The organism is Streptomyces sp. NPDC006687 (assembly GCF_040636215.1).
Classification (GTDB): Bacteria; Actinomycetota; Actinomycetes; order Streptomycetales; family Streptomycetaceae; genus Streptomyces.
This window is the reverse complement of the sequence record NZ_JBEYJJ010000007.1, coordinates 65,365-77,418: the sequence shown is the minus strand read 5'-3', so window position 1 is coordinate 77,418 and position 12,054 is coordinate 65,365. Positions and strand designations below refer to the sequence as shown.

Below are 12,054 nucleotides of genomic sequence, written 5' to 3'. Positions count from 1 at the left end.
GGCGCGAAGCAGACCCCCGGCTCCCACCTTCCCCCCGTCGGCGCGTTTGATGCCACCCCCTCCCGGATCGGACCAGGTCAGAGCGGGCCCGGCGGCGTCAGGCCGTCGCGTCGTCGTGCAGCGCCGGTACGACGGCCACCGGGCCGTGCGCGTGCTGGAGGAGGGCGTGCGCCACCGACCCCATCAGCAGCGACCGCCGGCGCCGATGATGCCGCCCCACCACGACCAGCGCGGCCGACCGGGACGCCTCCACCAGCCGCCCCGCCGCGTCCCCGGGTACGGCGGCCAGCTCGACCGGCACGTCCGGGTGGCGGGCCCGCAGCGGGGCCAGCCGCTCCGTCTGGGCCCGCAGCATCTCCCGTTCGGCCGGCACCCCGTCCCCGCCGTCGGCGAGCGCCTCGGGCGGGATCACCACGAAGGGGCTGTCGATCACCATCGTCGGACCGGGCGGTACGGCGTACGCCGAGACCACCTGGACGGTGGTCCCCCGGGCGGCGGCTTCCGCGAAGGCGAAGTCCAGCACGTCCTCGGGCGTCTCGGCCGCGTGCAGCCCGAGCACCACCCGCCCGGCCGAAGCCCCCTCGGGGTCCTGGGCCGCCCGCTCCTCGTGCGGGACGACCACCACCGGGCAGACCGCGCTGGTGGCCACGGCCCTGCTGCTGGACCCCAGCAGCAGGGCGGCGAACCCGCCGCGCCCCCGCGAACCCATGACCAGCATCAGCGGCGCCTGCTCGGCGGCGACGGCCCGCAGCGCCTCGGGCACCGAGCCCTCCAGGGCCTCGTAGCGGACCTCGGCCGGGTACTGGGGGCCCGAGTACAGCAGGTCGCGTACGCGGTCGCCCACGGGGTCGGCGTACTCCTCGGGCTCGTTCGGGTCGTGCAGGGCCGAGCGGCGTCCCGCGTACAGCTGGGAGGAGTCGGGCATGACGTGCGCGACCATCAGGCCGGCGTGGTGGCGCAGGGCGGCCTGCCGGGCCCACTCCAGGGCGCGCAGGCTGTGGTCGGATCCGTCGACGGCGGCGATCACCAGCGCGCCGCCCGTGGGGCCGTTGCCCGGTCCGTTGCTCACCCGTCCAGGGTGCTCGTCCGCACGGCCGCCCGCATCCGCACGGGGCCGGGGGCGCGCGCGGGACGCGCCGCGCCCCTTCCACCGCGTAGCCTTTTGGCAGCAGGTCGCGCACAGGCGGCCGTTTTTCGCAGGTAGCAGGGTCGCAGGTCGCAGATCGCAGGTCGAAGCCCGGCTGAGTCTTGGAGGATGTTGTGCGTTTGCAGGTCGTCGATCACCCCTTGGTGGCGCACAAACTGACCGCACTGCGCGACAAGCGCACCGACTCCCCCACGTTCCGGCGGCTCGCCGACGAGCTGGTGACGCTCCTCGCGTACGAGGCCACCCGCGACGTGCGCACCGAGCAGTCCGACATCGAGACCCCGGTCGGCCCGACCACCGGCGTCAAGCTGGCGCGTCCGCGCCCGCTGGTCGTGCCGATCCTGCGCGCCGGCCTCGGCATGCTGGACGGCATGGTCCGGCTGCTGCCGACCGCCGAGGTGGGCTTCCTGGGCATGGTCCGCAACGAGGAGACCCTGGAGGCGTCCACGTACGCGACGCGTATGCCCGAGGACCTCTCCGGCCGCCAGGTCTACGTGGTCGACCCGATGCTGGCCACCGGCGGCACGCTGGTCGCCGCGATCCAGGAGCTCATCAAGCGCGGCGCCGACGACGTGACCGCCGTGGTGCTGCTGGCCGCGCCCGAGGGCGTCGAGATCATGGAGCGCGAGCTCGCGGGCACGCCGGTGACGGTGGTGACGGCCGCCGTGGACGAGCGGCTCAACGAGCACGGCTACATCGTGCCGGGCCTGGGCGACGCGGGCGACCGCATGTACGGCTCGGCCGAGTAGCGGCGGGCTCCGCCGTTCAGCACTTCTTCGGGGAGGGCGCGGGCGCGGGGTTGGCCAGGAGGGCCAGCGCCTTGTCCGCGTCCTCCTTCGTGTTCAGCTCCTTGAAGGCGTCGCCCAGGATCAGGTCGATGTCCGCGCCCTCGCGGGTGTCGGTCTGCTGGGTGACCCCGGGGAGCTGGGTGGCCAGGACGGAGTACGCCGCCTTGTCGGTGCGCGGGGAGCCGAGCAGTATCCCGGGGCCGGGGACCTTCTTGTCGAAGTCGGCGGGGGCGTTGCCGACGTGGCCGACGGTGAAGCCGCGTTTCCTCAGCTCGTCGCCGACGGCCTTGGCGAGGCCCGCGCGGGGGGTGGCGTTGAAGACGTTGACGGTGATCTGGGCGGGCTGCGGCAGGACCACCGCGGGGGCTCCGGAGACGGCCGGCCCGGGGTTCGCGGCGTTGGCGGGGGTGGCGGGGGCGGGGGACCCGGTCGGGCAGTCCTTCGCGGCGGCGGTCCGCTTGTCGCCGCCGCCGCCCCGGAACACGTCGATGAGCTGCAGCGCCCCGTAGCCGAGCAGGGCCAGCGCGAGGACCGATCCGAGCAGGGCGAGCACGAGCTTCCGGCGCCGGCGGGGCCGGCTCATGCGCGGGTAGGCGGTCCCTGTGACGCGGTACTTTCCGCCCATGCCGGGGGGAGTGAGCATGCTCATGGGGCGCAGCGTAGTGCCGTACCGGAACGATGCCTACTAAATGATCTGTTGATCGGGTAAGGCAGACCCGAAAGGCGCAACAGCGCCGCCGGTCCGCTGTTCGGCAGGTCCGGGCAGGGGGCGGTGCGCTACGCGGGCGGTCAGTCCATTTCGAGGACGCGCGCGTGCAGTACCTGTCGCTGCTGGAGGGCCGCGCGCACGGCGCGGTGCAGCCCGTCCTCCAGGTACAGGTCGCCCTGCCACTTCACGACGTGCGCGAAGAGGTCGCCGTAGAAGGTGGAGTCCTCGGCGAGCAGCGTCTCCAGATCCAGCTGGCCCTTGGTCGTCACGAGCTGGTCCAGCCGGACCGGGCGCGGGGCGACGTCCGCCCACTGCCGGGTGGTTTCCCTGCCGTGGTCGGGGTACGGCCGTCCGCTACCGATGCGCTTGAAGATCACACGGAAAGCCTACCGGGCCGGTGCCTCCGGGCGCAGCCTCGCTCCGCTGGTGCAAAAGTGGCGCACAGGGCTATTCCGGGAGTGACGCATGAGCCAGAGCACCGACCCGCGTGAGCCGGCCGCCGCCGCCGGGGAAGAAACGGACCCGGGCGGTCCGGCCGCCGGCATCGCCGCCGGATACGCCTTCACGGGGCCCGCGCTGGAGCTGGGGGCCCTGCTCTGGGACGGCGTCTGCCTGCCGGACCGGCAGGTCCGCGTCCCGCTGTCGATGCTCAACCGCCACGGGCTCGTCGCGGGCGCCACCGGCACCGGCAAGACCAAGACCCTCCAGCTCATCGCCGAGCAGCTCTGCGCGAACGGCGTGCCCGTCTTCCTCGCCGACATCAAGGGGGACGTCTCCGGGATCTCCGCCCCCGGCGCGCCGGGCGGCAGGACCGCGCAGCGGGCGGCGGAGGTGGGCCAGCAGTGGGAGGCGGCCGGCTGCCCCGCCGAGTTCTACGCGCTCGGCGGGATCGGCCCCGGGATCCCGGTCCGGGCGAGCGTGACCGCGTTCGGGCCGGTCCTGCTGTCGAAGGTGCTCCAGCTGAACCAGACGCAGGAGCAGTCGCTCGGCCTGATCTTCCACTACGCCGACTCCAAGGGCCTGGAGCTGATCGACCTCAAGGACCTGCGGGCGGTCGTCGCCTTCCTCGTCTCCGACCAGGGCAAGCCCGAGCTGAAGACGATCGGCGGTCTCTCCACCGCCACGGCCGGGGTGATTCTGCGGGCGCTCACCGCATTCGAGCAGCAGGGCGCGACGGAATTCTTCGGCGAACCGGAATTCGACACCAGCGAATTCCTGCGAACGGCTCCGGACGGCCGCGGGCTGGTTTCCGTACTGGAACTTCCGGCCGTACAGGACAAACCGCAGCTTTTCTCTACATTTCTGATGTGGCTGCTCGCCGACCTCTACGCCGGCCTCCCCGAGGTCGGGGATCTGGACCGGCCCAAACTGGTCTTCTTCTTCGACGAGGCCCACCTCCTCTTCAGCGGCGCCTCGAAGGCGTTCCTGGAATCCATCACCCAGACGGTCCGGCTGATCCGCTCCAAGGGCGTCGGGGTCTTCTTCGTCACCCAGACGCCGAAGGACGTCCCCGCCGACGTGCTGGCCCAGCTCGGCAACCGCGTCCAGCACGCCCTGCGCGCCTTCACCCCCGACGACGCCAAGGCCCTCAAGGCCACCGTCCGGACCTTCCCCCACTCCCCGTACGACCTGGAGGAGTTGCTGACCGGGCTCGGCACCGGCGAGGCCGTCGTCACGGTGCTCAGCGAGAACGGCGCCCCCACCCCCGTCGCCGCCACCCGGCTGCGCGCGCCGCAGTCGCTGATGGGCCCGGTCGACGCGGCCGCCCTCGACGCGGCCGTCAAGGGCTCACCGCTGTACGCCCGTTACGCAGAGCCCGTGGACCGCGAGTCGGCCTACGAGAAGATCACCGCCGAACAGGCGGCGGCGGAGGCCGAGGCGGAGGCGGCCGCCGCGGCGGCGGAGGCCGGCAAGCGCGCGAAGGCCGAGCGGCCGACCACCCGCAGCGCCCCGAAGCCGGATCCTTCACTGGCCCAACAGGTCGTCGGGAGCGGGCTGTTCCGCTCGCTGGCCCGCTCGGTCGGCACGCAGCTGGGGCGCGAGATCTCCCGTTCCCTCTTCGGCACGGCCCGCCGCCGCCGCTGAAGGCGAGGTCCTCCAGGGGAAATCGAGCGCACCGGGTGCCCGCGCCACGGCAGCCGCTGACAGACTCGTATCCATGCGGACCGAACTCACCGACACCACGTCCAGCAAGATAGACCGCGCCCTGCTGGCGGCCCGGCGGGCCGTGGGCAGCCCCACCATGGGCCTCGTGCTGACCCTCGTCGTCGTCACCGACGAGGAGAACGCCTACGACGCCGTACGCGCGGCCTCCGAGGCATCGCGTGAGCACCCGTGCCGGATCATCGCGGTGATCAAGCGGAGTCACCGCGGCCCCGAGCGGCGCCGGCGCACCCGGCTCGACGCCGAGCTGCGCGTGGGCTCGGACGCCGGGTCCGGGGAGATCGTCATCCTGCGCCTGCACGGGGAACTCACCACCCAGGCGGGCTCGATCGTGCTGCCCCTGCTGGTGCCGGACGCGCCGGTGGTCGCCTGGTGGCCGGCCGAGGCCCCCGCCGACCCCGCCCGCGACGACCTGGGCGCGCTGGCGCAGCGCCGGATCACCGACGCGCAGGCGGCGGTGGACCCGGTGGGCGTCCTGGGCGAGCGCGCGGCCTCGTACGCCCCCGGCGACACCGACCTGGCCTGGACCCGGCTCACCCCGTGGCGCTCGCTGCTGGCCTGCGCCTTCGACCAGAAGCCGCTCCCGGTGACCGCCGCCGCCGTGGAGAGCGAGCCGGACAACGCCAGCGCCGAGCTGCTGGCGCGCTGGCTTGAGGACCGGCTGGGCGTGCCGGTGTCCCGGGTGCCCACCGACGGGCCGGTCATCACCCGGGTACGCCTGGAGACCACCGCCGGGGAGGTCGTGGTGGACCGCCCCACCGGCTCGCTGGCCACCCTGGTCCTGCCGGGCTGGCCGGACCGGAAGGTGGCCCTGAAGATCCGCAGCACGGCGGAGCTGATCGCTGAGGAGCTGCGGCGCCTGGACGCCGACGAGGTCTACGCCTCGGCGCTGCGCAGCCGGCGGCCGGTGCGGGAGGGGCTCCCGGCGTAGGGGGTGCCGTACGGGCGCACGGCTTGGGGAGGGGGAGCTACGCGCCGCCGCCCGTGGCTTTCGCGGCCTTGGCGGCGGCCTTCGCGGCCTGCTTGTACTCGCGCACCTTCGCCAGTGACTCCGGGCCGGTGATGTCCGCCGCCGAGCGGTGGACGTTCGCCTGCCCGTAACCCCCGGCCGCCTCCCGCCAGCCCTTCGGCCGGACCCCGTACCGCTTGCCCAGCAGGGCCAGGAAGATCTGCGCCTTCTGCTCCCCGAACCCCGGCAGCGCCTTGAGCCGTTCCAGCAGCTCCGCGCCGGTCGCCGCGTCCGCCCAGACCGCCTCAGCCCTCCCGTCGTAGTGCTCCACCAGGTACGCGCACAGCTGCTGGATCCGCTTCGCCATCGACCCCGGGTAGCGGTGCACCGCCGGCTTCCGCGAGAGCAGCGCGGCGAAGGCGTCCGGGTCGTGGGCGGCGATGGCGTACGCGTCCAGGTCGTCGGCGCCGAGGCGCTGCGCGATCGTCCAGGGCCCGGAGAACGCCCACTCCATCGGCACCTGCTGGTCCAGCAGCATCCCGGTGAGCGCGGCCAGCGGGCTGCGCGCGAGGAGGGCGTCGGCCTCGGGCTGCTGCGCCAGCCGGATGGTGATGTCGTCCATGCCCCCAGCCTCCCCCGGGACCGGCCCCGGTGCCCGTTCGGCGCGCGGTTGTCAGACCCCCGCCCTAGCGTGGGGAAGGACGTAGCCGCAGACGGACGACACAGGAGTCGATCGACCATGGCCGAGTTCCCGGAAGGCACCCCCTGTTGGGTGGACGCGATGTTCACCGATGTGGAGGGCGCCAAGGAGTTCTACGCCGATGTGCTGGGCTGGACCTTCGGTGAGGCCAGCAGCGAGCACGGCAACTACACGCAGGCGTACTCCGACGGGAAGGCGGTCGCGGCGATCGTTCCGCCGATGCCCGGCGGCGACGCGCCCTCCCAGTGGTGCCTGTACTTCGCCTCGGACGACGCCTCCGCCACCGCGGAGAAGATCGAGGCGGCGGGCGGCAAGCTGATGATGGGGCCGATGCGGGTCGGCACCTTCGGCACGATGGCGATCGCCCAGGAGCCGAGCGGCGCGGTCTTCGGCGTCTGGCAGCCGGGCGAGCACAAGGGCTTCGAGAAGCTCGGCGAGGCGGGTGCGTACGCCTGGGCCGAGCTCTGCACCCGCGACCCGGAGCGGGCCGACCCGTTCCTGGAGCGGGTCTTCCCGTACGGCTCCCAGCAGATGCAGGCGGGCGGCGACTGCGACGACCCGGGGGCGGCCGGGATGGACTTCAAGATCTTCAGCGTGGGCGGCGCGGACCACCCGGTGCTGGGGCGGATGAAGATGGGCGAGGAGTTCCCGCCGCAGGTTCCGTCCTACGTCCAGGTCTACTTCGGCGTGCCGGACTGCGACGAGGCGGTGGAGAAGACCAGGGCGCGAGGCGGCCAGGTGTACTTCGGCCCGATGGACAGCCCCTTCGGCCGCTTCGCCGCGGTGGGCGACCCGCAGGGCGCGGTGTTCGCGGTGATCGACATGACGAAGCGGACGGGGGAGATGCCGAAGTTCGAGTGAGACCGAGCGCCGGGCCGGTCACCGGGGGAGGGGGAACCGCCAGTCGTTGCTCCGGTGGTGCCGGCCCGGGGGGTACTCGTGGACGGTCTCGGCCACGAGGGTGAAGCCCGCCGCGCGGCAGACGGCGTTCGAGGCCGTGTTGGCCACCCGGGGGAAGGCGTGGGCCGCCGCCCGCCGGTGCGCCGGGGGGAGGGCGGCCAGGTGGGCGAGGAGGGCGCGGACGGAAGCCGTCGCCCAGCCCCGGCCCTGGTGCTCGGGCAGGACGCCCCAGCCCAGTTCGAAGACGGGCTCGCCCTGATGCTCCCTGGGCACGAAGGACACCGTGCCGACGGTGTCCCCGGCCGGGGATGCCACGCGGAACACCCGCCCTTCGTGGGGGGCGTTCGCGCTCATGGCCGTCCAGCGGCGGTGCCGTTCCAGGAGGGCGGCCTCGGAATCGGGGCCGCCCAGGTGGGCCGTCATCGCGGCGGTGTTGCGCAGGCGGAGCACCCAGAGGTCGGCGTCCGTCCAGGGGTGGAGGCGTACCGGGCTCGTCGTCGTGGGCATGGGATGAGGAAACAGGCCGGGGGCGGGGGGCCGCATCCGATTTCGGAGGCGGGCGGCCGGCGCGGTCAGATGCTCCGGGCGGTGATGTCGCCGTAGGCGGTGGTCGCGTGGATGGTCAGCGGGGTGGCCGCGCCGTCGTGGGTGAGGGCGTTGTGGATGCGGCCGTAGGAGGTCCCGGCGTCCAGGGAGGCGGAGACCCCGCGGGCGGCGCCGACCGAGATGTCGCCGTGCTGGGTGCTGAGGGTGAGCGCGCCCCGGACGGCCTCCGCGATGGTGATGTCGCCCTTCTGGGTGCTGATCTCGGCCGGGCCGCCGACGCGGCCGAGGGTGACGTCGCCCGCCTGGACGCTCAGCCGGGCGGAGGCCGTCTCGTCCAGCTTGACCTGGCCGTGCGCGCCGTCGAAGACGACGTCGCCCAGCCGCCCCACGCCCCGCAGGTCGGCGGCGGCCGCCTTCGCCTCCACGCGGGAGCCGGCGGGCAACTGGACGGTCACCTCGACGGCGCCGGAGTGGCCGAGCAGCCGGTTCTTCGCCGGGGCGGCCGTGATGCGCAGGACGCCGTCCTGGAAGTCGACCGTGATCTGCTCGGCCGCTTTCACGTCGCGGCCTCTGGCGGGGTTGGCCGGGCGGACGTCGACGGTGGCGTCGGCACGGTCGGCCGCGATGAGCTGGATGCGCCCGGCCGGGATGTCGAGGACGGCCGAGACGGGGGCGGGGGTGGCGAACTTCTGCATCGTGGTCTCCTGCGCTCGGCGTGCGTTCGTCGGCTTTCCGATAGAGGAAACGCTATGTTGCGTTCATGGGGGTGGCAACTGCGCTCAGGTGCGTAACAAGATAAGTGCAGGTGGAGGGGCGGAAATCGTTGCAGTGAGCCTGCGCTCTAATGCAACGTAAACTCACTGTTCGTTGCAATGAAATGAACGTGAACGCGACGCCGGGGCCGGGGTCGGGGTCGGGCGGCTCAGGGTTCGCAGGACTCTTCGAGATAGGTGGCGGCCAGGGCGCCCGCGCGGGTGAACCAGTCGTTCAGCACGGCCACTTCCTCCGGGCTGTACGTCGCGAAGAGCTGCGCGAGGAGCGCGTAATACGGCTCGTACACCGCGCGCACGCGCTGCGCCGCCTCCGGTACGGCGACCACGCGGACGCGGCGCCCGTCGGCGGGGTCGGGCTGCCGGGTCACGTACCCGCCGCGCTCCAGCCGGTTGACGATGCCGGTCACCGCGCCGGTGGTGACGTGCGCGCGGGCGGCGAGGTCGCCGGCGGTGACGGGGCTGTCCCCGGCCTGGAGGACGTACGCGAAGCAGATGAGGTCCGTCGGGCTCAGGCCCAGATTCCGGGCGAACTCCTGCTGGGCCACCATGCTCGTCGCGATCAGGTCGTCCATGGCGCTGATCGCCGCGGGGACGGAGGCGTCGGGGGCGGAGGCGTCGGGGACGGGAGCGTCGGGGCGAGGGGTGTCCATTGAAAATCCCTTAGCGCCTAAGATAACTTGCTTACTGACTAAGACATCATAGGTCGACAGGGGTGACGTATGAGCGCGCACGGATACGACGAGGGCCACACGGTCGCCGGATGGGCGGGCACGGCCGTCGCCGCGGTGGGGGCCGCCGGGGTCGGCCTGGGGATATGCGGCTGGGCGCCGGGCGTGGTGCTCGGGGCCGCCGTCATGGCGGGAGCCGCCGTGCTCACTTGGGTGCTGCACCTGGCGGGCTGGGGCAAGGGGCCCGGCCCGCGTCCCGAGGCGCACTGGCCCATGGGGGTCCGCGACCACGCCGCGCGCGAGGGCCACGCCGGGTGCCTCGGCTGCCGTATGGCGGGACGGCGGCCCGCCGTCGCGGCCTCCGACGCCGCATAGGCGAGGCGCGCGGGTGGTTCCGGTTCGTGGCTGCGAGGGGCTGTCGGCGCGGTGATCACATCGGCCCTACGGTCGGCCTGGCGCGGCTCTTCCCGGGCCGTGCGACGTGACTACGTAAGAGGTCGAAACCAGCATGAGCCTGAGCATCCGCAACCAGCTCGCCGGAACCGTCACCGCCATCGCCGCCGGTGAGGCCATGGCGGCGGTCAAGGTCCGTCTCGAAGGCGGTCAGGACATCACCGCCGCCATCACCGCCGACGCCGTCAAGGAGCTGGGACTGGCCACCGGTTCCTCCGTGAAGGCCCTGGTCAAGGCCACCGAGGTGGCGCTGGCCACCGGGCCCGTCGAGGGGCTGTCCATCCGTAACCAGATCGCCGGCACCGTCGTGGACGTCGCCGCCGGTCCGGCCATGGCCTCCGTGAAGGTGGACGTGAACGGCGGCGGGCTCACCGCCGCCATCACCGCCGACGCCGTCGAGGCCCTCGGCCTGGCCGCCGGCTCCTCCGTCGTCGCGCTGATCAAGGCGACCGAGGTCTCCCTCCAGGCCGCGTAAGGCCGCCGCCCGGGGCCGTGGCCGGGGACCTCACTCGATGTAAAGGCTCCGGCCGCGCCCGATGGCGCTCGCGCCGGGATCGATCTGCTGGGTCACCTGGCCGTCGCAGCTCGGGCCCGACCAGACCCACGCCGTCCCGTCCGTGAGGTTGGCGATCTTCGGCGGGGCGAAGTCGCCCAGCGGGAAGCAGCCCGACGGGTCCTCGTGCTCCGTCCCGTCGATGGACAGCACCCCCTCCGCCGCCTGCGCGCCACCCGCCGGGGTGGCCAGCGCCAGCAGCGCGGCCGCCGCGCACGCCCCCAGGGCCTTCCCCGCACGTCGTCCCGTTCGCCTCATCGCTGCGTCCACCTCTCGGCCCGTACCGTCCCGCTGTCGTCGCCGATGGTAGCGAGCGGTGGCGCAGAGTGACGGTGTGTCGGGTGGTCCGGGAGGGGCGCGTGTTCGGACGCCGACCAGAGGCCGATGCCCGGACACGAGCCGACGGGCCGGCCGGAACGCCGGAGGGCCGGACCGCTGATGCGGTCCGGCCCTCTCATCGCCGTACGGTCGGCTGGCGCCCGTCAGGCGAAGGTCACTTCATGCCGACGGCGTACCGGTACGAGAAGTGGACGATCTTCCACACCGTCTCCAGCTCCGCGTAGCTGCGGGGACCGTAGATGAGCGTCACGTCCTGGACCGGGTGGTGCACGCCCCAGCCCGCCTCGATCACGTGCTCCTCGGCGTCCTTCGGCAGCGTCAGGTGCAGCGAGCCGTCGTGGTGGGGGTGGATGTGCGCCCACTCCCTGCCGCGCTGGAACGCCTCGGCCGGACCCGTGCCGACGCCCTCGGGCAGGAAGAGCGCCCGGGCGTGCGGCACCGAGACGAGGGTCGGTGCCATGTACACGTACGGCAGCGCCCGCATCCGCCCCCACAGCTCCTCCTGCAGCATGATCGGGGAGATCTGGGAGCCCTGGCCGTGCGGGGCCGGGCCGAAGACCTTCGGGGCCGCGCCCTCGCGGGGAGTCAGGGTGAGCATGGCGGTGTTCCTTTCCGGCCGGTGACCCGGCTCCTGCGTGAAGTGCCGACGGAGCTGCGCCCGCGGGGTGTGTCAGGCGGCCGTCTTGGCGGCGGCGAGCTGCTCCAGGACCTCCAGGACCGCGGTGGCGATCTCGGTGTCGTCAGCGGGGTGCGTGGTGGCGAAGCGGGTGACGGAACCGGCGACGGAGAGGCGGACCTCCTCCAGCACCGCGGCGCCGGCGACACCGGCCGACTTGCGGGCCTCGTCCTGCGCCCACACGCCGCCGTAGCTGCCGAAGGCGGTACCGATGACCGCGACCGGCTTGCCGGTGATCGCACCGGTGCCGTACGGGCGCGACAGCCAGTCGATCGCGTTCTTCAGGACGGCGGGGATGGTGCCGTTGTACTCGGGGGAGACGAGCAGCAGCGCGTCCGCGGCGGCCACCGCCTCGCGCAGGGCCACCGCGGCGGAGGGCACGGAACCCTCGACGTCGATGTCCTCGTTGTAGAACGGGATCTGGGCGAGGCCCTCGTGGATCTCGACGGTCACGTGCCCGGGGGCGTGCTTGACGGCCGCCTCGGCCAGCTGTCGGTTGTGCGAGCCGGCCCGGAGGCTGCCGACGAGGGCGAGGACGCGAACGGTCATGGTCGGACTCCTTGTTGGAAAAGACGCCTGAGGGCGAGGGACGCGGCGGACACCGCGATCCCGTCCCGACGGTAGGCGCAGGCGCCGGACTCCCCGTCGAGCGGCGCTAGAGGACGTGGTCACGGGCGGTTCCGCGATCTG

At 73.2% G+C, this 12,054-nt stretch carries 16 protein-coding genes; 6 read left to right on the top strand and 10 right to left on the bottom strand.

Annotated elements, in window-relative coordinates; genetic code table 11:
- Window positions 1–97: 97 nt before the first annotated feature.
- The gene (locus ABZ716_RS11170) at window positions 98–1,069 is read right to left on the bottom strand and encodes a universal stress protein (protein WP_358958204.1); all 972 of its coding nucleotides are present in this window, start codon (window positions 1,067–1,069) and stop codon (window positions 98–100) included.
- A gap of 191 nt (window positions 1,070–1,260) precedes the next feature.
- Between ABZ716_RS11170 and upp the strand changes: the two genes are divergently transcribed.
- Window positions 1,261–1,896, top strand: a complete 636-nt coding sequence (gene upp / locus ABZ716_RS11165) for a uracil phosphoribosyltransferase (protein ID WP_351877447.1) — start codon at window positions 1,261–1,263, stop codon at window positions 1,894–1,896.
- Between the two features lie 16 nt (window positions 1,897–1,912).
- On the opposite strand, the gene ABZ716_RS11160 is transcribed toward upp, so the two are convergent.
- Complete coding sequence (locus ABZ716_RS11160; protein WP_358809801.1) at window positions 1,913–2,584, bottom strand: LytR C-terminal domain-containing protein; 672 nt, start codon at window positions 2,582–2,584, stop codon at window positions 1,913–1,915.
- Window positions 2,585–2,724: 140 nt separating this feature from the next.
- A complete protein-coding gene (locus ABZ716_RS11155) occupies window positions 2,725–3,021 on the bottom strand; it encodes a type II toxin-antitoxin system VapB family antitoxin (RefSeq protein WP_008740979.1) in 297 nt (98 codons plus the stop codon).
- A gap of 88 nt (window positions 3,022–3,109) precedes the next feature.
- Here ABZ716_RS11155 and ABZ716_RS11150 point away from each other — a divergent pair, with 88 nt between their 5' ends.
- A complete protein-coding gene (locus tag ABZ716_RS11150) occupies window positions 3,110–4,729 on the top strand; it encodes a helicase HerA-like domain-containing protein (protein ID WP_358958201.1) in 1,620 nt (539 codons plus the stop codon).
- A gap of 73 nt (window positions 4,730–4,802) precedes the next feature.
- Window positions 4,803–5,738: a glucose-6-phosphate dehydrogenase assembly protein OpcA gene (gene opcA / locus ABZ716_RS11145; protein WP_358958199.1), complete on the top strand. Its 936-nt coding sequence runs from the start codon at window positions 4,803–4,805 to the stop codon at window positions 5,736–5,738.
- A gap of 37 nt (window positions 5,739–5,775) precedes the next feature.
- On the opposite strand, the gene ABZ716_RS11140 is transcribed toward opcA, so the two are convergent.
- Window positions 5,776–6,378, bottom strand: coding sequence for an HhH-GPD-type base excision DNA repair protein (locus ABZ716_RS11140; RefSeq protein WP_358809803.1), 603 nt, complete (start codon window positions 6,376–6,378; stop codon window positions 5,776–5,778).
- Between the two features lie 117 nt (window positions 6,379–6,495).
- Between ABZ716_RS11140 and ABZ716_RS11135 the strand changes: the two genes are divergently transcribed.
- Entirely contained in the window at window positions 6,496–7,317 is an 822-nt protein-coding gene (locus ABZ716_RS11135) for a VOC family protein (RefSeq protein WP_358958196.1), read from the top strand.
- Between the two features lie 18 nt (window positions 7,318–7,335).
- Here the strand turns inward: ABZ716_RS11135 and ABZ716_RS11130 are convergent, their stop codons facing one another.
- The 3 genes from ABZ716_RS11130 to ABZ716_RS11120 all read right to left on the bottom strand — a co-directional run bounded on the left by ABZ716_RS11130 (window position 7,336) and on the right by ABZ716_RS11120 (window position 9,247).
- Window positions 7,336–7,863 carry a GNAT family N-acetyltransferase gene (locus ABZ716_RS11130; RefSeq protein ID WP_358809805.1) on the bottom strand — a complete coding sequence of 176 codons (528 nt, stop codon included), beginning with the start codon at window positions 7,861–7,863 and terminating at the stop codon, window positions 7,336–7,338.
- 65 nt (window positions 7,864–7,928) lie between these two features.
- Window positions 7,929–8,597 (bottom strand): DUF4097 family beta strand repeat-containing protein, encoded by a 669-nt coding sequence (locus ABZ716_RS11125; protein WP_358958194.1) that lies wholly within the window; start codon window positions 8,595–8,597, stop codon window positions 7,929–7,931.
- 227 nt (window positions 8,598–8,824) lie between these two features.
- On the bottom strand, window positions 8,825–9,247 hold the full coding sequence (locus ABZ716_RS11120; RefSeq protein WP_358958432.1) for a MarR family transcriptional regulator: 423 nt from the start codon (window positions 9,245–9,247) through the stop codon (window positions 8,825–8,827).
- 147 nt (window positions 9,248–9,394) lie between these two features.
- On the opposite strand from ABZ716_RS11120, the gene ABZ716_RS11115 reads away from it, so the two are divergent.
- Window positions 9,395–9,718: an HGxxPAAW family protein gene (locus ABZ716_RS11115; RefSeq protein ID WP_358809807.1), complete on the top strand. Its 324-nt coding sequence runs from the start codon at window positions 9,395–9,397 to the stop codon at window positions 9,716–9,718.
- Between the two features lie 133 nt (window positions 9,719–9,851).
- Complete coding sequence (locus tag ABZ716_RS11110; protein ID WP_358958191.1) at window positions 9,852–10,271, top strand: TOBE domain-containing protein; 420 nt, start codon at window positions 9,852–9,854, stop codon at window positions 10,269–10,271.
- A 30-nt stretch (window positions 10,272–10,301) separates the two neighbouring features.
- On the opposite strand, the gene ABZ716_RS11105 is transcribed toward ABZ716_RS11110, so the two are convergent.
- From ABZ716_RS11105 to ABZ716_RS11095, 3 genes are all read right to left on the bottom strand, one after another.
- Complete coding sequence (locus ABZ716_RS11105; protein WP_358809809.1) at window positions 10,302–10,607, bottom strand: hypothetical protein; 306 nt, start codon at window positions 10,605–10,607, stop codon at window positions 10,302–10,304.
- Between the two features lie 235 nt (window positions 10,608–10,842).
- Window positions 10,843–11,286: a luciferase family protein gene (locus tag ABZ716_RS11100; protein ID WP_358809810.1), complete on the bottom strand. Its 444-nt coding sequence runs from the start codon at window positions 11,284–11,286 to the stop codon at window positions 10,843–10,845.
- 72 nt (window positions 11,287–11,358) lie between these two features.
- Entirely contained in the window at window positions 11,359–11,913 is a 555-nt protein-coding gene (locus ABZ716_RS11095) for an NADPH-dependent FMN reductase (RefSeq protein WP_351877418.1), read from the bottom strand.
- Between the last annotated feature and the right edge of the window lie 141 nt (window positions 11,914–12,054).